The following is a 17876-nucleotide window of genomic DNA, read 5'->3' on the forward strand; positions in this document are numbered from 1 at the left end:
GATGTCCCGTGCCGGTGCGGTCCTCCTGGAGGTCGAGGATCTCCACGTCGCCTACGGCAAGGCGCATGTCGTGCACGGGGTGAGCCTCACCGTGCACGAGGGCGAGTTCGTGGTCGTGCTCGGGCGCAACGGCGCGGGCAAGAGCACGATCCTGCATGCCATCTCCGGGCTGATCCCCAAGCAGCGCGGCCGCGTGCGGTTCGCGGGTGCCGACATCACCCGGGCGAGCCCGGGCGACATCGTGCGTGCCGGCCTGGTCCAGGTGCTCGAAGGACACCGGGTCTTCACGACGCTCAGCGTCGAGGACAATTTGCGCGTCGGGACCTATGCGGGACGGGACGGCGCCTCGCGGCAGATCCTGGAACGCATCTATGCCGACTTTCCCGAACTGGCAGAGCGCCGCCACCAGCAGGCCTCGCGCCTGAGCGGCGGCCAGCAGCAGATCCTGGCGGTCGCGCAAGGCCTGGTCGCCGGTCCGCGCCTCCTGATCCTCGACGAGCCCTCCGGGGGGCTCGCCCCGATCGTGGTCAACCGCATCCTTGAGGTGGCGGCCCGTCTCGCCCGCGCCGGGACGGCAATCCTCCTCGTGGAGCAGCTCGTCGAGAAGGCCCTGCGCCACGCCAGCCATGGTTACCTCCTCGATGCCGGAGCGGTTGCCGGGGAGGGGAATGCCGGCGACCTGCAGGACAGCGCCCTGCTGCGTCGGATCTATCTCGGTGGGGCGGAAGCGGCGTGAGCGGTCGCATGCCCGACGAGCGGCCGGGCCCGCCATCGGCGTCCGGCGAGCCCAACGCCGTACAGAAGGTCTGCGCGGTGATGCGCGCGCTCGCCGCTGCAACGCCGCGGCGGCTCACCGAAATCACGGCCGAGACCGGGCTCAACAAGGTCACGGCCCTGCGAATCCTCGACACGCTCGCTCAGGAGGGCTTCGCCGCCCGGACGTCCGACGGGCGGCGCTGGCGCCCCGGCCCCGAACTGACCGCGCTCGCGGCGAGCAGCGGGCGGTCCGACGACCTGCGGACCCTCGCCCGGCCGAGCCTGATGCGCCTCGCCGAGATATCGGGCGACACCGTGCTGCTCTCGGTGCGCAGCGGCGTCGAGGCGGTCTGCATCGACCGGGAGGTCGGCTCTTATCCGATACGAGCCAACTACCTCGATATCGGCAGCCGCCGCCCCCTCGGGGTGGGGGCAGGATCGATGGCGCTCCTCGCTTGGCTGCCCGACCGCGAGATCGAGGCGATCCTCGGCATCGTCGCCGAGCGCCTCGGGCCTTATCCACGGCTCCGGGTTCCGGAGATCAGGGACGCCGTGCAAGCCTCTCGGGCGCGCGGCTACGTCATGCTCCTGGACCGTGTGATTGAGACGATGGGTGCCATCGGCGTACAGGTGAAGGACGCTTCCGGCCGGCCAGTGGCGGCGCTCAGCATCGCGGCTTTGTCCACCCGCGTGCAGGCGCGAGAGACGGAACTGGCCGAAGCGCTGCGGCGCGAGGCGGACCTCATGGAGCGCGAGCGCGTCGACGGTTCCGGCGTCAGCCGGTAGGGGCGTCGACCGCGCCGCGTCCATCGACCGCTCTACGCGCCGTGCTTGGCGCGGTTGCTGCTCAAAGATGTCGTCGCCTATCTCATGTCCTGCGTTTGATCTTTATCGCCAAGTGAGGCTCCACGGCGAAGGTCAACCGGCCAAGGAGATCGCCCGCCCTCTTGGGACTTCGCGCAACGCCGTGCGTCGCTGGATCCGGGCAGGTCAGTTCGTGCCCTACCGCCGTGCCCCAAGTCCGAGCCGGTTCGAGCCTACATCTCCTTCGTCGAGGCGCGCTGGCAGGAGGGTCAGCGCAGCGCCACCGTTCTCCATCGCGAGTTTTGCGCGCAGGGCTTCACGGGCGGCTACGACATCGTCCAGCGCTGGGCTGCACAGCAGCGATCGGGGGCCCTGGCTCGACCGCCATCCGCCCGGATCCCCTCGCCACGCCCACCCTTGACACCGGTCTCCCATTTTGTGAGTTTGTCCGTACAATTGAGGGAGGATCCGATGCGCGAAGGCGGCACCCGCCACGTCACCCCATTCGGCCGCTACCTCGAGGATTTCGCCATCGGCGACGTCTACGAGCACCGGCCCGGCCGCACCATCACGGAGAGCGACAACATCAACTTCTCCCTGATGACGATGAACTTCCACCCGATGCACTGCGACCGGGCCTTCGCCGAGAAGAGTGAGTTCGGGAAGCCGCTGGTGAATAGCGGGCTCAGCCTCGCCATCGTGCTCGGGATGACGGTCGCCGACGTCAGCGGCAAGGCGATTGCCAATCTCGGCTGGCGCGAGATTAACCTCACCGGTCCGGTCTTTCCGGGCGACACGCTCTACGCCGAGTCCGAGGTGCTGGAGACGCGCGAGTCGCGCTCCCGGCCGAGCCAGGGGATCGTCACGGTCAAGACCCGGGCGTTCAAGCAGGACGGCACGCCGGTGATGGATTTCGTCCGCAGCGCGCTGGTGCCCAAGCGCGGCCACGGTGTCGGCGAGGCCTGATAGCTTCCTCACCGCATCCCTAAAGGAATACAGGATCTCCCACCCTCCCACCTCAGCATGAGGTGTCAATCGATCGGAAGTCGACTGACCTCGAAGGACGGCTTCAGTTAACGCGTGGAATTCTGGAGCCTTCCTTCGAAGCCCCCTTTGGTCGCACCTCAGGATGAGGTCGTGATGGGACGGATCGAAAAAGTGCGATCACGTTCCTACTGTTCGAACAGGTATCGAGGTCATTATCGAATTAAATAAGGCCTGTATGGCCGGTTCGTCCGAGGGAGGACGTTGCGTCATGGCTCAAACACCTATCGTGAACGCGGGAGCGCGCCTCGACCGGCTCCCGATCGCCCGGTTCCACTGGCGCATCCTCGGGCTGATCGGCGCGGGCGCGGCGCTCGATGCCTTCGACATCTATCTCGCCGGCGGCGTCATCGCGGCGATGCTGCAGGAGGGGTTCTCGACGCCGGCCCAGAACGCCACCTTCGTGGCGGTCACCTTTGCCGGCATGCTCGGCGGTGCCGGCCTCGCCGGCTATCTCGGCGACCGCTACGGACGGCGGGTCTCCTACCAGTTCAATCTCGGCCTGTTCGGGCTCGCCTCGATCGCCGCTTGCTTTGCCCCCAATATCGAGATCCTGACGCTCTGCCGCTTCATCATGGGCATCGGCCTCGGGGCCGAGCTGGTGGTGGCGGCCGGCACGCTCTGCGAGTTCATACCCCCGGCCTATCGCGGCCGCTGGATCGCGATCCTCGGCATTCTCACCAATTCCGGACTCTTCCTCGCGACCAGCATCGGCTACCTCGTCATCCCGTCTCTCGGCTGGCGGGCGATGTTCGCCATCGCGGGGTTGGGCGCCCTGGCGATCTGGGTGATGCGCAAGCAGATGCCGGAATCGCCCCGCTGGCTCGAGGCGGTCGGGCGGCGCGAGGAGGCGGAGCGCACGCTCCGGGCGATCGAAGCCGAGGTCGGCTCCGGCCGTACCCTGCCGCCGGTCGCGACCGTGCGCAGCCTGGAGGCGCCCGCGGTGCCGTTCACCGCCCTGTTCCGTCCCGGCATGGCCGGGCGCACGGCGGCAGCGGCGCTGACCTGCATGGCGGTCAACGTCGCGGTCTACGGCTTTGTCGCCTGGCTGCCGACCTTCCTGGTCGGGCAGGGGATGAGCGTGGTGCGCTCGCTCGGCTTCACCACCCTGATGTCGCTCGGCAGCGTCGCCGGCGCCCTCGTCGGCATGGCGCTCGGCGACCGGGTCTCGCGCCAGCGCTCGCTCGTCGGCACCTGCCTCGCCATCATGGCGCTCGGCTCGGTCTACGCCACCTTGCGCGAGCCGATCGCGGTCACGGTCGTCGGCTTTTCCCTCGTCACCAGCATCTACACGCTCGTGACGCTCGGGCTCTACGCCTACATTCCGGAACTGTTCCCCACCCACCTGCGCCTGCGCGGCACCGGATTCGCCGGCATGTGCGGGCGCGCCACCTCGATCGCGACGCCGTTCCTGGTCGTCGCCCTGTTCGACCGCTTCGGCCTGCCCGGGGTGCTCGGCATGGTCGCCTGTATGCTGGTGCTGCTCTGCGCGGCGATCCTGCTGCTGCGGGTCGAGACCGGCGGCCTCTCGCTCGACGAGGCCGATGTCGAGCCCGCTCCCGCGCCGGCCCCTGCCGGCCTGCGCCGCCCCGCCTGAAACGTCTCGAGAAGGATAGCCGTCATGGACATGAAGACGCCTGCCGACCACCTCGACGAGGACGCCCTGATCCTCGATTCCGTCGACCGCTTCCTCGCCACCGAGGTGAAGCCCTACGTCCACGACCTCGAGGCCCGGGACGAGTACCCGGCCGCCATGGTCGAGGCGATGAAGGAGCTCGGCCTGTTCGGCTGCCTGATCGAACCGGAATACGGGGGCTTGGGCCTCTCGACCGCGACCTACGCGAAGATCATCGAGCGGATGTCGGCGGTGTGGATGTCGATCAGCGGCATCGTCAACTCGCACCTCATCATGGCGATGGCGGTGCAGCGCTACGGGACGACGGCTCAGAAGGAAGCCTACCTTCCCCGCTTCGCCACCGGCGAGCTGCGCGGCGGCATCGCGCTGACCGAGCCCGATTGCGGTACCGACCTGCAGGCGATCCGCACCACCGCCCGGCGCGACGGCGACGATTACGTCGTCAACGGCACCAAGACCTGGATCACCAACAGCTATTACGGCAACACCTTCGCCCTTCTGGTGAAGACCGATCCGGCGGCGAACCCGCGCCACAAGGGCATGAGCCTCCTCATTGCCGAGAAGGGCCCGGGCTTTGAGGTCAGCCGCAAGCTGCCAAAGCTCGGCTACAAGGGCATCGATACCTGCGAGATCTCGTTCCAGGATTACCGCGTGCCCGTGGACAGGGTCGTCGGCGGCCAGGAGGGGCGGGGCCTGCAGCAGATCCTCGGCGGGCTCGAGCTCGGCCGCATCAACGTCGCGGCCCGCGGCGTCGGCGTCGCCCAGGCGGCGCTCAAGGAGGCGGTGGCGTATTCACAGGTGCGTAAGACCTTCGGCAAGCCGATCTGCGAGCACCAGGCGATCCAGCTCAAACTCGGTGAGATGGCGACCCGGGTCGAGGCCGCCCGCCTCCTGACGTACCGCGCCGCCGAGGCCTTCGATCGGGGCGAGCGCTGCGACATGGAGGCCGGCATGGCAAAGTACTTCGCCACCGAGGCCGCGGTCGAGAACGCCACGGAAGCGATGCGCATCCACGGCGCCTACGGCTACTCGAAGGAGTACGACGTCGAGCGGCTCTACCGCGACGCCCCCCTCCTCGTCATCGGCGAGGGCACCAACGAGATGCAGCGCATCATCATCGCCAAGCAGCTCGTCGAGAGGAACCCGATCTGATGGACGCCCTGCACGACGATCTCGCGGTTGGGACGGCGCAGGCGCTCCAGCCCGACCACGCGCCGGAGGCCGGGGGGCACGCCGCCGCCTCGCCTTCCCCCGCCCTGCCGCTCGCCGGCCTCAAGGTGCTGTCGGTCGAGCAGTACGGCGCCGGGCCGTTCGGCACCCAGCACCTTGCCGATCTTGGCGCCGAGATCGTCAAGATCGAGAACCTGCAGGATGGCGGCGATATCGGCCGCCATGTCGGGCCGCACTTCCTGGAGCCGGGCGACAGCCACTTCTACGAGGCCTTCAACCGCAACAAGCGCTCGCTTGCCCTCAACCTCAAGGCGCCGGAGGGCCGGGAGGTCCTGCGCGCCCTGGCGGCGGGGGCGGATGCGGTGTTCAACAACCTACGCGGCGACCTGCCGGGACGGCTCGGCCTCGACTACAACAGCCTCGGCGCGGTCAACCCGGCGCTGGTCTGCGTCCACCTCTCGGCCTATGGCCGCACCGGCTCGCGGGCGGCCTGGCCCGGCTACGACTACCTGATGCAGGCCGAGGCCGGCTACCTCTCGGTCACCGGCGAGCCGGACGGCCCGCCAGCTCGGATGGGCCTGTCGATCATTGACTTGATGACCGGCACCACCGCCGCCATGGCGCTGCTCGCCGGCATCGTTGAGGCGCGCCGCACGGGGCGCGGGCGCGATTACGACGTTAGCCTGTTCGACGTCGCGCTGCACAACCTCTGCTACGTGGGCTCGTGGTACCTCAACAAGGGCGTCGTCACGACCCGCGAGCCCCGTTCCAGCCACCCCTCGCTCACCCCGAGCCAGCTCTACCGCACCGGGGATGGCTGGATCTTCATCATGTGCCAGAAGGAGAAGTTCTTCCGGATCCTGGCCGAGCGCGTCGACCATCCGGAATGGCTGGAGGATCCCGACTTCGCGACCTTCGCGGCCCGCCTCGCCAACCGGCCGCGGGTCAACGCGGCGATCGACGCCGCGCTCTCGGTCCGCACCACCGCCGAGTGGATGACGCTCCTCGGCGGCGCGGTACCGGTGGCGCCGGTCCACGACGTGCGCGAGGCCCTCGAGAACGGCTTCGTCCACGAGCAGGAGCGGGTGCTCGATTTCGCCCATCCCCGTCACGGCGCGATCCGCGGCATCGCCTCCCCGGTCCGGGTCGCGGGTGCGGCTCACCCGGTCAAGGCGGCGCCGGATCTCGGGCAGGACACCGATGCGGTGCTAGAGCAGGCGGGTTTCTCCGGCGAGGCGATCCGGGCATTGCGGGAGCGAGCGGTGGTGAAGTGAGGGGACGAGCCCTCGAAAGGTCCCGCTGTTTCCCGGATCTCGTACCGTTATGTTCCAGAGGCTATTCGGTTTCTCGGCTAGGTCTGTCCCATCCTCCGCCTCAGGATGAGGTCGTGGATGGGACAGAGGTGACGCATGCAGGGCCGTCCTCGACGGTTCATTGTCCTCGGCCGTCCGGGAAAGGCGAGTGGCTCGCGACGAAGCGTCAGCCCGCCGGCCCGCGCCTGCACCACCATCGCCAGCGCCACCCGGAAGATGACAGACGCGACCGCCATCATATGTGATGATCGCGACCTCACCCCTGGTCATCCCGCTCCCCCCTATCTCCAGTCCCATGGCCCTCATCGCTCCGCAGCCCCGCTACCTGCAGCTCGCCCAGACCCTGATCAGCGAGATCGAATCGGGCCGCTACCCGGTCGGCGCCCTGATGCCGACCGAGTTCGCCCTGTGCGAGCAGTTCGGTGCGAGCCGCTTCACTGTGCGCGAGGCGATCAAGCGCCTCGTCGAACTCGGCCTCGTCAGCCGCCAGGCCGGGGTCGGCACGAGGGTGCTGAGCGCGCAGTCGCGCACCGCCTACCGGCAGGTGATGCAGGGCCTCGACGACCTGCAGCAATACACCGCCGAGACGGTGCTGGAGATCCTCGACGTCGAGATGGCGCCGCTCGCCGAGGACATCGCGGCGCTGGCCCAGGCGCCCGCCGGCCAGTCCTGGCTGCACATGCGGGGCCTGCGCTACCGCGAGGGCGAGACGGAGGCACCGCTCTGTGTCACCGAGCTCTACATCCACCCGGCCTTCCGCGCGGTGCGCGATGTCGGCGGGCGCTCGACCGTGCCGGTCTACGTGCGCCTTGAGGAGCAGTTCGGCGAGAGCGTCGCGGAGGTGCAGCAGCAAATCCGCGCGGTGGTGCTCACGCCCGACCAGGCCGAGCGCCTCGGCGCTGCGCCCGGCGCGCCGGCTCTGTGGATCTGCCGGCTCTACCTCAACCGCAGGGCCGAGGTGATCGAGGTCGCGATCAGCGTCCATCCGGCCGAGCGGTTCAGCTACTCGGCGGTGTTTCGGCGCGAGCGCCCGGCGGCCCGATCCAGGCAGGAGGAAACCGATGAGGCGTGAGCGCAGCTACCTGTTCTGTCCCGGCGACCGCCCGGAGCGCTTCGACAAGGCGCTGGCGAGCGGCGCCGACCGGGTGGTGCTCGACCTCGAGGACGCAGTCCTGCCCGGGGCCAAGGCGGTGGCGCGCGACACACTGGCGGACTGGCTTGCTCGCGCCGCGCCAGGCGCCGCCATGGTGCGGGTCAACGCCACCGGCACGCCCTGGCACTCCGACGACGTCGCGGCGCTTGCCGGCCTGCCGGGCCTCGCCGGGCTGATGCTGCCGAAGTCGGAAGAGCCAGACCAGATCCGGTCTCTGCGGGCGGTCCTGGCGCCCGAGCGGACGATCGTCGCTTTGGTCGAGACGGTGCGGGGCATCGCGGGCTTGCGGGCGCTCGCCGGAGCGGAGGGCCTGGATCGCCTCGCCTTCGGGTCGGTCGATTTCTGCACCGAAACCGGCATCCGCGGCCAGGGCCGCGAGCTCGACTTCGTGCGTGGCCAGCTGGTGCTCGAATCGGTGCTGGCCGGGCTCCGGGCGCCCATCGAGGGCGTCACCGTCGCGGTGAAGCGCGAGGACGTGCTCGCCGAGGACGTGGCGCGCGCGCGCAGCTTCGGCTTCGGCGCGAAGCTCTGCATCCACCCGTCCCAGGTCGCGGTGATCAATGCCGGCCTGTCGCCGAGCGAGGACGAGATCGCCTGGGCCTGCCGGGTGGTGGAGGCTAGCGCCACCGGCCCCGGGGCGATCGTCGTCGACGGCAAGCTCGTCGACCGGCCGATCCTCCTCCAGGCCGAGGCGATCCTGGCTCAAGTCGCATGACCACCGCCCTCGGCCTGATCGCCGAGGCCTTCGCGCCACTCCCCGGCCGGCGCCTCCTCGATATCGGTTGCGGCGCCGGTGAACTCGCCCGCGCCCTCGCCGCCCGCGGCGCCACGGTCGCGGGCCTCGATCCGTCGGCGGCGGCCCTGGCGCGGGCGCGGGCGAGCCTGCTGGAGGCCGACCTGCGCCCCGGCACGGCCGAGGCGCTGCCCTGGGCCGACGGCGTCTTCGACGGCGCGGTCTTCCTCAACTCCCTGCACCACGTCCCCGGGACCGGCATGGGCGTGGCCTTGCGCGAAGCTGCCCGTGTCACCGGCCCGGGCCGCGGCATCGTGGTGGTCGAGCCCCTGGCCGAGGGCAGCTTCTTCCGGGCGATGCGCCGCGTCGAGGACGAAACCGCGATCCGCGCTGAGGCGGCGGCGGCGCTCGCGGCCTGCGCGGCCGCCGGCGTGATGGCGATCGAGCGGGACACAATCGTCGACCGGGTCGAGACCTTCGCGGATCTCGACGCCTTCCTCGCCCGGGTCACCGCCGGCGACCCCGGACGCGAGGCCGCAGCGCGTGCGGATCGCGGGGCGATTGGCGAGGATTTCCGCGCGCAGGCGGAGCGGGGGGAGTGCGGGTTCGTCCTGTGCCAGCCGCTGCGGGTGGTGGTTCTGCGGGTCGCGAGCTGAGGTTCCACCCCAACGACGTTCGGCTGCGCGCGACGAGGGGGCGCGTACTCCTCTCCCTTTTGCGGGGAGAGGGCAGTATCCCTGTTCAATAGATACGGCGAGGCGCGAGCCGAGGGTGAGGGGAGGTGCCTGATGTGGCTCCTTTGGAGACACCACGTCACCCTCGCCCTCAGTGCTCCCTGAGCCCCTCTGGAGCTCAGGCCTCTCCCCGCCCGCGGGGAGAAGAGCGAGCCAGCGCTTTATCCTGGTCCGGGAACGTCTCAGTCGACGGGGCTCGAGGGACGCCCCCTCACCCCATCAACCGCACCAGCGCTCCCATCGCCGCCTGCCCCTCGCGCGTGTCGAACGTGTCGGCAAGCCGAGTGGCGAAGCTCGCGACCGAGCTGGTGATCCCGCCTGCCGCCTCGATCTCGCGCAGGGCCGCCGCCTCGGTGCGGTCCGAGAAGCCGCCGCCGGCGTCGAGGAGCACGTGGACGTCGAGGCCCGCCGACCGGGCCGCAAGGGCGGCATGGAGCACCACAACCTCGCTCGCCACCCCGGCGATCGCCAGCACCCGCCGGCCGGTGCCGAGCAGCGCCTCGCGACTGGGAGCGTGGGCGAAGACCGCGGGGCCGCCGCGCTTGAAGATCGGGATGTCCGGCAAGGCGGCGGTGATCTCGGCGATCGGCCGGGGTTCGTCGGTGCCGAACGGCACCACCGAGGCGAAGGCCGGCAGGCCGAGGTCGCGGGCGACGCCGGCGAGCGCCCCGGCCGAGTTGCGGATGGAGGCCTCATCGGCGGTAGCGGCGTGGCCGACGATGCTGTCCTGAAGGTCGGCGAACAGGATGGCGACGTCGGCAGGAGCGAGCTGAGGCATGGGATCTCCGTGCTGGGCGGCGCGGGTGCGCCGGCGATGTGCCTCGAAGCCTCCGCCGGGCGCCCCGGTTCCATGAGGCCGGCGTCGCGTCCCGGGGGCGGGGCGCCCCCGGGACGGGTTCACGCCGCGGCGCGGGCGCCCGGCGCGGCGGCGATCTCGCGCAGCACCTCCGCGGTGTCGGCGACGCGGCCCCACAGGCGCGAGAAGCCGCGCAAGGTGGCCTCCTGCATCGCCTCGCTGCAGGTTCCGGTGGCGTCCGACACCATCACCACCCCGAAGCCGCGGTCCGAGGCCTCCCGCGCTGTGGTCTCGACGCAGTTGTTGGTCGAGACGCCGGACACCACGATCGTGTCGATGCCGAGCGAGCGCAGCACGCCCTCGATGCCGGTCGACGCGAAGGCACCCTGGGTGCGCTTGTTGATGACGAGTTCGCCCGGCAGCGGCTTGAGGGCGTCGACGATCTCGTGCTCGCGGGTGCCGACGGTGTTGTTGGTGGCGCGGAAGAACGCCGCGGTGCTGGGCGGCGCGTCGGAGAAGTCGGGCAATTCGCAGCCGAGTGTGACGTGGACGACCCGGGCGCCCGCCTGCCGGAAGCCGTCGAGGAGCCGGCGGGTGTTGGGCACCACTACCTGGTCGACGCGGTCGAACCGGTAGGCGGCCTCGTGCAGCCGGCCCTCGCGGGCGAGCAGCGCGCCGAGGCCGTGATCGCGGCTGCCGGAGGCGTATTGCAGGTCGACCGGGACGAGGGCGGTGCGGCGCGGATCGATGGCGACCCGACGGGTGAAGAGATCGACGTAGGAGGGATGCATGGCAAGGATCCTTTCTGGAGCGAGCAGGGTCAGGCGAGCCTGCCGCGGACGAGGCCGCGGAGGGGATCGGATGCGCCCTCGCTCTCGGCCTCCTCGAGGGAACTTGCTCGCATCTCGACCGGCAGGAGCAGGACGCTGACCGCGAGCAGCGCCAGCACGCTCACCACCATCCCGACGACGCCCGAGACGCCGAAGGCGGTGAACAGCCAGACCACCGCGTACGGCATGGTGATCGAGGCCAACCGGCCGCAGGCATTGGCGAAGCCCCCGCCGCGCAGGCGCAGCGCCGTCGGGAAGAGTTCCGGCCCGTAGGAGTAGAACGCCACCGCGACGAGGAAGTAGATCGCGCTGACCAGCCCGAACCCGACCGCCGTCACTGCTGCCGGGTCGGTCATCTGCGGGTAGAGGAGGGCGAACAGCCCGACGACGGCGCAGGCGCCGACCATCGAGGCCTTGCGCGGCAGGCGGTCCGCCAGGAGGAAGCCAACGAGGGCGCCGAACGGCCCGCCGACCGTCATCAGGGTTGTGAAGCCGAGCGACTGGACCACCGATAGGCCCTGCTTGACCATGAAGGTCGGGATCCAGGCGATCATGCCGTAGACCGCGATGTTGATCGCGACGTGCGAGAGCGCCGCCACGAAGGTGCGCCCGCCGAGCGCCCGCGAGAACAGGGCCCGCATTGACATCTCGGGCTGGCGCAGGTCGCGGAAGACCGGCACCGCCGGCAGCGCCCCGGCTTGTGCCGCCACCTCGGCCTCGATCTTCACCAGCGCCGCTTCCGCCTCGTCGAGCCGGCCGCGGGATTCGAGCCAGCGGGGTGATTCCGGCATCTGCTTGCGCAGAATCCAGACCCCGAAGGCGCCGATGCCAGCGAGCACGAACATCACCCGCCAGCTGAACTGTGGAATCAGGAAGTAGCCGGCGGCGTTGGCCGCGGGCAGCCCGACATTGATCAGCATGCCGAGCAGCGCGCCCCAGCGCCCGCGATGAGAGGGCGGAATGAACTCGCACAAGGTCCCGGCCGCCACCACCAGCTCGGCCCCGAGCCCGATACCCATCACGAAGCGGCAGAGCGTCAGCACGGTGATGTTGGGGGCAAAGCACGCGGCGAGCGAGGCGAGGCCGAAGATCGCCAGGTTGGTCTGGTAGGAGAAGCGCCTTCCGTATCGGTCGCCGAGATAGCCGGAGCTGGCCGCGCCGATCAGCATGCCGAAGAAGCCGCTCGAGACGAACAGCGCGCCCTGCGGCAGGGTGGCGAAGCCGTCCTTGACCAGCGCCGCCACGACGCTGCTGGCGAGGTAGACGTCGAAGGCGTCGACGAAGCCGCCGGCGGCGATCAGCCAGAGCATCCGCCAGTGGAAGCGCGAGACCGGAAGCCGGTCGAGCCGCGCCCCCGCATTGACGATTTGGGCCATGAGGTTTCCTCCTGGTGACGCGGCCTTTGGCGGCCGTTGTTGTTCGGGATCGGAATTGGAGCCTGCCTGGCTCGTCTTGATCGTCGCTCACGACCTCGTGCCGGGACGTCGACGAATGCTGCGACGGTGCTGAGATCCTCCTTCGTCATCCCGGGGCCGCGAAGCGGAACCCGGGAGCCATAACTGCCGACGATGCAGGATGAAGAAGAACCGGATCAGCTCGAACCCTGGAAGGTTAGCGGTCATGAATCCCAGCTTCTCGCCTTCGGCAAGCTCCATTATGACGTGAACGTGTGTCGGCCATGATGTGGGTATTTGACTATGATGGAGGTAAAATCTGTGATGAGATTGTGAGATGGGCAATTGAAATCATCATTCGACCTCGCCTCAATGCCGCGCGAGGAACCCGAGCAGCGCGTCGGCGAACTCGGCCTTGCGCTTCGAGCCGGCAATGACGTGGGCGGCGAGCGGCATGTCGAGCCCTTCGGCGTTCGGGATCGCGGCCTCGATCGGCTTCGTGGTGCGGGGGCCCGTCACCTGGTCGAGGCCGGCATGCTGGACGAGCGTCGGGGCCCGGATGGCGCCCGCCCGGTCGCGGGCGTCGTGGGCCAGGCAGGCCTCGATCAGGCGGGCATGGGCCGGGACGCGGCCGTTGAGCTCGCTCCAGACGCCGGTCTCGCCGAGCAGCCGGTCGATGGTGCGGGCGTAGTAGTCCGGCTCGAAGGACAGCAGCGAGACGACCTTCTGGAAGGTCAGGAAACCGGATTCGGCGTGGACGTCGAGGAGCATCTGCAACTGGTCGGCGAGGAAGCGGTCGACCGAGATCCAGGCGCCGGTATTGACCATCGAGCGGGCCAGCTCCGGCCGGCGGATCGCCACCTCCTGCATGATGCAGGCGCCCATCCCGATCAGCCCGACGAGGTGGGCTTGCGCGATGCCGAGATGCTGGGAGAGCCCGATCACGTCCTCGGCGTAGAGGGCGGTGGTGGCGGGAACGGAGAGGTCGTCGTCGGACTCGCCGATGCCGCGATGGTCGAAGATCACCACGCTGTAGCGCTCGGTGAGCCCTTGCGGCAGGTGGCGCTCCTGCCCGTGGCAGAAGGTGCCCCAACCGCCCGACAGGATCACGGGCTCGCCCGTGCCGTGGACCTCGTAGTGCATCCGGTGTCCGTTGATCGTCGCGCTCGGCATGGGTCGTCGTCCTCGGTGGGGGATGTCAGGTCGCGGACTGGCCGGAGAGGACCGCGCCGGTATGCTCACCGAGAGCCGGCTCGCGCAGGCGCGGCTCCGGCGGCTCGTCGCGGAAGCGGATCGCCGGGGCGACGTGGCGCCGCCCGGCCGCGTCGGTGAGGATCATGCCCCGGGCAAGCGCATGCTCGTCGGAGAGCGCCTCCGGCAGGGTCTTTACGGGAGCAAAGCACACGTCGAGCGGGCGGAACCACTCCACCCACTCGGCCTGGCTCCGGGTGAGGAAGACCTCGCGCAGATAGGCGATCAGCGGCGCCTGGTGCGGCCCGGGGCCCGCTTCGCAGAGCGGCACGAGGTCGAGGCGGCCGAGCTTGCCGAGCAGGGTACGGACGAACTTGATCTCCTGGCCGCCGAGCACGACGTGGCGGTGATCGGCGGTCTCGTAGACCTGGTAGAAGGCCGAGCCGCCCATGCTGCGCTCGTGCTTCGGGTTGGCGTGGCGGTCCTCTGCCAAGGCCGGCCCGAGCACGTTCGGCATCGAGGCGAGGACGCTCTCATGCATCGAGACGTCGATGTAGTCGCCCCGCCCCGTCTGCTGCCGGCGCAGGAGCGCCATCAGCACGCCCGAGAGCGCGTGGAGCGAGGCCAGCATGTCGGCGGCCGGGATGCCGGGGATCGCCGGTGCGTCGTCGCGCCCGAGCGTGATGCCGATTGAGCCCGCCAGCGCCTCGGTGGCGAGGTCGTGGGCGGGCACGCCGGCATAGGGCCCGGTCTGCCCGAAGGCGCTGATCGCGCAGTAGACAATGCCGGGATTGCGTGCCCGCACCGCGTCGTAATCGACGCCGAGGCGCTTCACCACGCCGGGCCGGAAGGTCTCGACGAACACGTCGGCATCCGCGCACAGGGCCAGCAGCGCCTCGCGGCCCTCGTCTGACTTGAGGTCGAGGACGATGCTGCGCTTGCCGCGGTTGACGTTGCGGAAGAATACCGTCGAAGATCCGTCCGAGGGGCCGATGGCGCGGCCGGGATCGCCCTCGCCGGGGGGCTCGACCTTGATCACCTCGGCACCGTGGTCGGCCAGCACCATGGTCAGGTACGGCCCAGGCAGGAACACCGAGAGATCGACAACCTTTAGACCGGTGAGCTTCATGCCACGGCCTCCGCCGCCGTTCCGAGGATGCCGCGGGTATCCGCGCCGAGCGGGCTGCAGGGGGCGGCCGCAGGCCGCTGCCCGTCGACCTTGAGGGGGTTGGCGAGCACCCGCAGGCCGGGTCGCGCCGGATGGTCGATCCGGGCGATCATGCCAGTCTCGGCCACGAACGGGTTGGCGAGGGCCTGCGCTACGTCGTGGACCGGCGCCACCGGCAGGCGGCCGGACAGGATCTCGAGCCAGTCCTGCGTCGGCTTCGTCGCGAAGACGTCGTCGAGGGTGGCCGTCAGCGCGTCCCGGTTGTCCCGGCGGGCGCCCGCGGTGGCGAAGCGTGGATCGGCAGCCAAGTCGGGGCGGCCGAGCCCGGCGACGAGCGCATCCCAGAACTTGTCCATCATGCAGCCGACGAAGATCCAGCCGTCGGCGGTGCGCAGGGTTTGCACCGGCGTGCGGGCAAGGTGCGAGCCTCGCGGCAGCCGTGTCGCCACCTCACCCTCGTTGAGGTGCCAGGTGCCCGGATAGGTGAGCTGGTGCAGGGCGACGTCGAACAGGCAGGTATCGACGTCGCAGCCCCGCCCCGTGGCGCGGGCCCGGATCACCGCGGCCAGCAGCCCGGTCACTCCGGTCATCCCGGTCATAAAGTCGATCATCGACACGCCCATTCGGGCGGGCGGCCCGTCGGGCTCGCCGGTCAGGCTCATCAGCCCGGCTTCGGCCTGCATCAGGAAATCGTAGCCCGGCCAGTCTCGGCGGGCGTTATCGCGGCCGTAGGCCGAAATGTGCAGGCAGACGATCCGCGGATTCACGTCCCTCAGGCTCGCATGGTCGATCGCGAGCTTGCCCGGCTGGTCGCCGCGCAAGTTATTGATGACCGCGTCCGCGCTCGCCACCAGCATCCGGAAGGCCTCCCGGCCGGCTGGGCTCTTGATGTCGAGGGCGACGCTCTTCTTGTTGAGGTTGAAGGTCTGGAAATACTGGCTGTCGTTCTCGCCCAGCAGGTGCGGGCCCATCTGGCGCGAGGCGTCACCGCCGGTCGCGGCATTCTCGACCTTGATCACCTCGGCGCCGAGATCGGCCAGGAACATCGAGCCGTAGGGGCCGGCGCCGAACTGCTCGAAGGTGAGCACCCGGAGCCCGGAGAGCAGGCCCTCGCCGGGCGGCTCCGTTGGATCCGCCTTCGACGCGGAATGGCGGGCATCTGGCACCGCGCTCCTCCCTATTTGTATGTATGTCCGTACAAAGTTGCATCGGTGATGTAGGTTGTCAATCGATGATGGGACCGGTTGGTGACGGAACGACGCCGACCCGGCGTGCCGGCTGCCGCATGCGCGGAGCGAACGGGGGCCGCGTTCCGGCCGCGATTGACAGGCCAGGGCGGCTCGCGAAGCCTCCCGGTGCGGGGTGGCGCACGGCGACCGGCCCGCGTCCCGGAGCGGGGGCGATCCCGCCGATATGAGGACGGGCGAGACGATGCGAGCCACTGAGACCCTGAAGTCGATCCTGGCGCGCCGCGAGGCGGTGAGCGTGCCGGGCGCCGCCAACGCGCTGTTTGCCCGCGTCATCGAGGATCTCGGCTTCGAGGCAGTCTACGTGACCGGCGCCGGCGTCGCGAACATGCATCTCGGCGCCCCGGATATCGGGCTCACCACCGTCACCGAGGTGGCGAGCGCCGTCGCGGCGGTGGCGGACGCCGTGACCCTGCCGATCATCGTCGATGCCGACACCGGCTTCGGCAACGCCGTCAACATGGTGCGCACCGTGCGCCTGCTCGAGCGGGCGGGCGCCGCCGGCATCCAGATCGAGGACCAGGTCTTCCCGAAGAAATGCGGCCACTTCACCGGCAAGGACGTGATCCCGCCCGGCGAGATGGTGCAGAAGATCAAGGCTGCGGTCGATGCGCGGCGCGACGGCGACCTCCAGATCATCGCCCGTACCGACGCGAGGGCGGTGGAGGACCTGGACCGGGCGATCGCGCGGGCGCAGGCCTATGTCGAGGCCGGGGCCGACGCGACCTTCGTCGAGGCGCCGGTCTCGGTCGAGGAGTTGGCGCGCATCGCCCGCGACCTGCCGGTGCCGCAGGTCGCCAACATCGTGTTCGGCGGGCGCACGCCCGATCCCGGGCGCGAGCGGCTAGCCGGGATGGGCTTCTCGATCGTCCTCTACGCCAATGCGGCGCTCCAGGCGGCGCTCAAGGCCTCCTTCGACGTGCTCGGCGCGCTCAAGCGCGACGGCTCGCTCGCCGGCGTGGCCGACCGCCTCGCCTCGTTCGAGGAGCGCCAGAGGGCGGTCGACAAGGAGGCCTGGGACGCCCGGGAGGCGCGCTATCGGGCACCCTGAGCCCTGTTCGACTCGTGAGTCTCGAGCATTTTCCGACGAAGTGGAAACCAGTTCGTCCCGAAAAATGTGACAAATCAAAAATGTTTGAGGTTATCGAACCCATTTTTATCATATTATTATATAAATTGGATCTTTATTTAGAATGCCCGCAGCCGAGTCTGATGTTTTAAATTTTATCCGGTAATAAGTTGCTTTTTTTAGAGTGCTTTGCTGTTCATACCGACAGGCGTATGCTGGAGTGATGGGGATGCCTGAGAACCGCCAGCGGTACGACCGCAGCAAGCTTCGCTATCCCACCTATTCGACGGAAGGAATGGGCGCCTGTTGCTCCCCCTTCTTTCGCCGAACCGACGCGGAGGAAACAAACGGACGGTTGATCTGCGCGAGGTGGTCAATGACTTGATGCATGCCCTTGGCACGGGGTGCCAATGGCGCACCACTCTAAAATATCTTCTGCCTCGTTAGACGGTGAATGGCTTATTTAAATTATGGAATTATAATGGAACTCTCCTGTGCATCCGTCACGCCCTCTACGTCCTCTGCCGCGAACAGGCAGGACGTGAGGCCAGCCCTACCGCAGCGGTCATTGACAGCCAAAGCATCAAGAACGCGCAGACAGGGGGGCGCACGATCGACCCGTCCGCTACGATGCGGGCAAGAAGATCAAGGGCAGGAAGCGCCATCTCCTCGTCGATATGCGAGATCTGCTGATGCACGCTCTGGTGCATCCGGCTGACATGCAGGATCGTGATGGCGAGGTATGGGTCATGGCGACGCTGTTGAGTCTCCACCCGTTCCTACTGAAGCTGTATGCAGATGGTGACGACCAGGGATCGGTGTTCCGGGAGGCTGCGCG

At 69.1% G+C, this 17876-nt stretch carries 16 protein-coding genes and 2 pseudogenes; 12 read left to right on the plus strand and 6 right to left on the minus strand.

The genetic code is table 11. The features are described from left to right. Position 1 precedes the first annotated feature (1 nt). The 10 genes and pseudogenes from ACS5PV_RS17545 to ACS5PV_RS17590 all read left to right on the plus strand — a co-directional run bounded on the left by ACS5PV_RS17545 (position 2) and on the right by ACS5PV_RS17590 (position 9265). Positions 2-736 carry an ABC transporter ATP-binding protein gene (locus tag ACS5PV_RS17545; protein ID WP_455396625.1) on the plus strand — a complete coding sequence of 245 codons (735 nt, stop codon included), beginning with the start codon at positions 2-4 and terminating at the stop codon, positions 734-736. Positions 737-744: 8 nt separating this feature from the next. Next, positions 745-1542, plus strand: coding sequence for an IclR family transcriptional regulator (locus ACS5PV_RS17550; RefSeq protein WP_455396716.1), 798 nt, complete (start codon positions 745-747; stop codon positions 1540-1542). 118 nt (positions 1543-1660) lie between these two features. After that, positions 1661-1971 (plus strand): annotated as a pseudogene (locus ACS5PV_RS17555) (ISL3-like element ISMdi2 family transposase); the annotation flags it as partial. A gap of 60 nt (positions 1972-2031) precedes the next feature. Continuing rightward, entirely contained in the window at positions 2032-2526 is a 495-nt protein-coding gene (locus tag ACS5PV_RS17560) for a MaoC family dehydratase (protein WP_455396717.1), read from the plus strand. Positions 2527-2815: 289 nt separating this feature from the next. Further along, positions 2816-4201, plus strand: a complete 1386-nt coding sequence (locus ACS5PV_RS17565) for an MFS transporter (protein WP_455396626.1) — start codon at positions 2816-2818, stop codon at positions 4199-4201. A gap of 24 nt (positions 4202-4225) precedes the next feature. After that, positions 4226-5392 carry an acyl-CoA dehydrogenase family protein gene (locus tag ACS5PV_RS17570; protein WP_455396627.1) on the plus strand — a complete coding sequence of 389 codons (1167 nt, stop codon included), beginning with the start codon at positions 4226-4228 and terminating at the stop codon, positions 5390-5392. Then, positions 5392-6684, plus strand: a complete 1293-nt coding sequence (locus tag ACS5PV_RS17575) for a CaiB/BaiF CoA transferase family protein (RefSeq protein WP_455396628.1) — start codon at positions 5392-5394, stop codon at positions 6682-6684. The genes ACS5PV_RS17570 and ACS5PV_RS17575 overlap by 1 nt, the downstream gene beginning before the upstream one ends. Positions 6685-7018: 334 nt before the next feature. Further along, complete coding sequence (locus ACS5PV_RS17580) at positions 7019-7795, plus strand: GntR family transcriptional regulator (RefSeq protein ID WP_455396629.1); 777 nt, start codon at positions 7019-7021, stop codon at positions 7793-7795. Continuing rightward, on the plus strand, positions 7785-8591 hold the full coding sequence (locus ACS5PV_RS17585; RefSeq protein ID WP_455396630.1) for an HpcH/HpaI aldolase/citrate lyase family protein: 807 nt from the start codon (positions 7785-7787) through the stop codon (positions 8589-8591). The genes ACS5PV_RS17580 and ACS5PV_RS17585 overlap by 11 nt, the downstream gene beginning before the upstream one ends. Beyond that, complete coding sequence (locus ACS5PV_RS17590; RefSeq protein ID WP_455396631.1) at positions 8588-9265, plus strand: class I SAM-dependent methyltransferase; 678 nt, start codon at positions 8588-8590, stop codon at positions 9263-9265. The genes ACS5PV_RS17585 and ACS5PV_RS17590 overlap by 4 nt, the downstream gene beginning before the upstream one ends. Before the next feature lie 289 nt (positions 9266-9554). Here ACS5PV_RS17590 and ACS5PV_RS17595 read toward each other — a convergent pair whose 3' ends face one another. The 6 genes from ACS5PV_RS17595 to ACS5PV_RS17620 form a co-directional block, all read right to left on the minus strand. Continuing rightward, a complete protein-coding gene (locus ACS5PV_RS17595; RefSeq protein WP_455396632.1) occupies positions 9555-10121 on the minus strand; it encodes an isochorismatase family protein in 567 nt (188 codons plus the stop codon). A gap of 119 nt (positions 10122-10240) precedes the next feature. Beyond that, positions 10241-10930, minus strand: coding sequence for a cysteine hydrolase family protein (locus ACS5PV_RS17600; RefSeq protein ID WP_455396633.1), 690 nt, complete (start codon positions 10928-10930; stop codon positions 10241-10243). 29 nt (positions 10931-10959) lie between these two features. Continuing rightward, entirely contained in the window at positions 10960-12345 is a 1386-nt protein-coding gene (locus ACS5PV_RS17605) for an MFS transporter (RefSeq protein WP_455396634.1), read from the minus strand. A 387-nt stretch (positions 12346-12732) separates the two neighbouring features. Further along, positions 12733-13536: an alpha/beta fold hydrolase gene (locus tag ACS5PV_RS17610; RefSeq protein WP_455396635.1), complete on the minus strand. Its 804-nt coding sequence runs from the start codon at positions 13534-13536 to the stop codon at positions 12733-12735. A gap of 25 nt (positions 13537-13561) precedes the next feature. Further along, the gene (locus ACS5PV_RS17615; RefSeq protein ID WP_455396636.1) at positions 13562-14683 is read right to left on the minus strand and encodes a CaiB/BaiF CoA transferase family protein; all 1122 of its coding nucleotides are present in this window, start codon (positions 14681-14683) and stop codon (positions 13562-13564) included. Then, positions 14680-15888, minus strand: a complete 1209-nt coding sequence (locus tag ACS5PV_RS17620) for a CaiB/BaiF CoA transferase family protein (protein ID WP_455396637.1) — start codon at positions 15886-15888, stop codon at positions 14680-14682. Before ACS5PV_RS17620 ends, ACS5PV_RS17615 begins: the two co-directional genes overlap by 4 nt. 265 nt (positions 15889-16153) lie before the next feature. Here ACS5PV_RS17620 and ACS5PV_RS17625 point away from each other — a divergent pair, with 265 nt between their 5' ends. Together ACS5PV_RS17625 and ACS5PV_RS17630 are read left to right on the plus strand one after the other, a co-directional pair. Then, positions 16154-17020: an isocitrate lyase/PEP mutase family protein gene (locus ACS5PV_RS17625; protein ID WP_455396638.1), complete on the plus strand. Its 867-nt coding sequence runs from the start codon at positions 16154-16156 to the stop codon at positions 17018-17020. Between the two features lie 241 nt (positions 17021-17261). Then, a pseudogene (locus ACS5PV_RS17630) lies at positions 17262-17871 on the plus strand (transposase); the annotation flags it as partial. Positions 17872-17876: the final 5 nt, after the last annotated feature.

It is taken from the genome of Methylobacterium sp. Gmos1 (assembly GCF_053764715.1).

What these genes read in the sequence shown, in the direction of transcription:
- ACS5PV_RS17585 (WP_455396630.1), top strand. Translation starts at nt 7,785, where the DNA reads ATGAGGCGTGAGCGCAGCTACCTGTTCTGTCCCGGCGACCGCCCGGAG.
- ACS5PV_RS17580 (WP_455396629.1), top strand. Translation starts at nt 7,019, where the DNA reads ATGGCCCTCATCGCTCCGCAGCCCCGCTACCTGCAGCTCGCCCAGACC.
- ACS5PV_RS17610 (WP_455396635.1), bottom strand. Translation starts at nt 13,536, where the DNA reads ATGCCGAGCGCGACGATCAACGGACACCGGATGCACTACGAGGTCCAC.
- ACS5PV_RS17560 (WP_455396717.1), top strand. Translation starts at nt 2,032, where the DNA reads ATGCGCGAAGGCGGCACCCGCCACGTCACCCCATTCGGCCGCTACCTC.
- ACS5PV_RS17600 (WP_455396633.1), bottom strand. Translation starts at nt 10,930, where the DNA reads ATGCATCCCTCCTACGTCGATCTCTTCACCCGTCGGGTCGCCATCGAT.
- ACS5PV_RS17605 (WP_455396634.1), bottom strand. Translation starts at nt 12,345, where the DNA reads ATGGCCCAAATCGTCAATGCGGGGGCGCGGCTCGACCGGCTTCCGGTC.
- ACS5PV_RS17590 (WP_455396631.1), top strand. Translation starts at nt 8,588, where the DNA reads ATGACCACCGCCCTCGGCCTGATCGCCGAGGCCTTCGCGCCACTCCCC.
- ACS5PV_RS17575 (WP_455396628.1), top strand. Translation starts at nt 5,392, where the DNA reads ATGGACGCCCTGCACGACGATCTCGCGGTTGGGACGGCGCAGGCGCTC.
- ACS5PV_RS17565 (WP_455396626.1), top strand. Translation starts at nt 2,816, where the DNA reads ATGGCTCAAACACCTATCGTGAACGCGGGAGCGCGCCTCGACCGGCTC.
- ACS5PV_RS17570 (WP_455396627.1), top strand. Translation starts at nt 4,226, where the DNA reads ATGGACATGAAGACGCCTGCCGACCACCTCGACGAGGACGCCCTGATC.
- ACS5PV_RS17595 (WP_455396632.1), bottom strand. Translation starts at nt 10,121, where the DNA reads ATGCCTCAGCTCGCTCCTGCCGACGTCGCCATCCTGTTCGCCGACCTT.
- ACS5PV_RS17545 (WP_455396625.1), top strand. Translation starts at nt 2, where the DNA reads ATGTCCCGTGCCGGTGCGGTCCTCCTGGAGGTCGAGGATCTCCACGTC.
- ACS5PV_RS17625 (WP_455396638.1), top strand. Translation starts at nt 16,154, where the DNA reads ATGCGAGCCACTGAGACCCTGAAGTCGATCCTGGCGCGCCGCGAGGCG.
- ACS5PV_RS17550 (WP_455396716.1), top strand. Translation starts at nt 745, where the DNA reads ATGCCCGACGAGCGGCCGGGCCCGCCATCGGCGTCCGGCGAGCCCAAC.
- ACS5PV_RS17615 (WP_455396636.1), bottom strand. Translation starts at nt 14,683, where the DNA reads ATGAAGCTCACCGGTCTAAAGGTTGTCGATCTCTCGGTGTTCCTGCCT.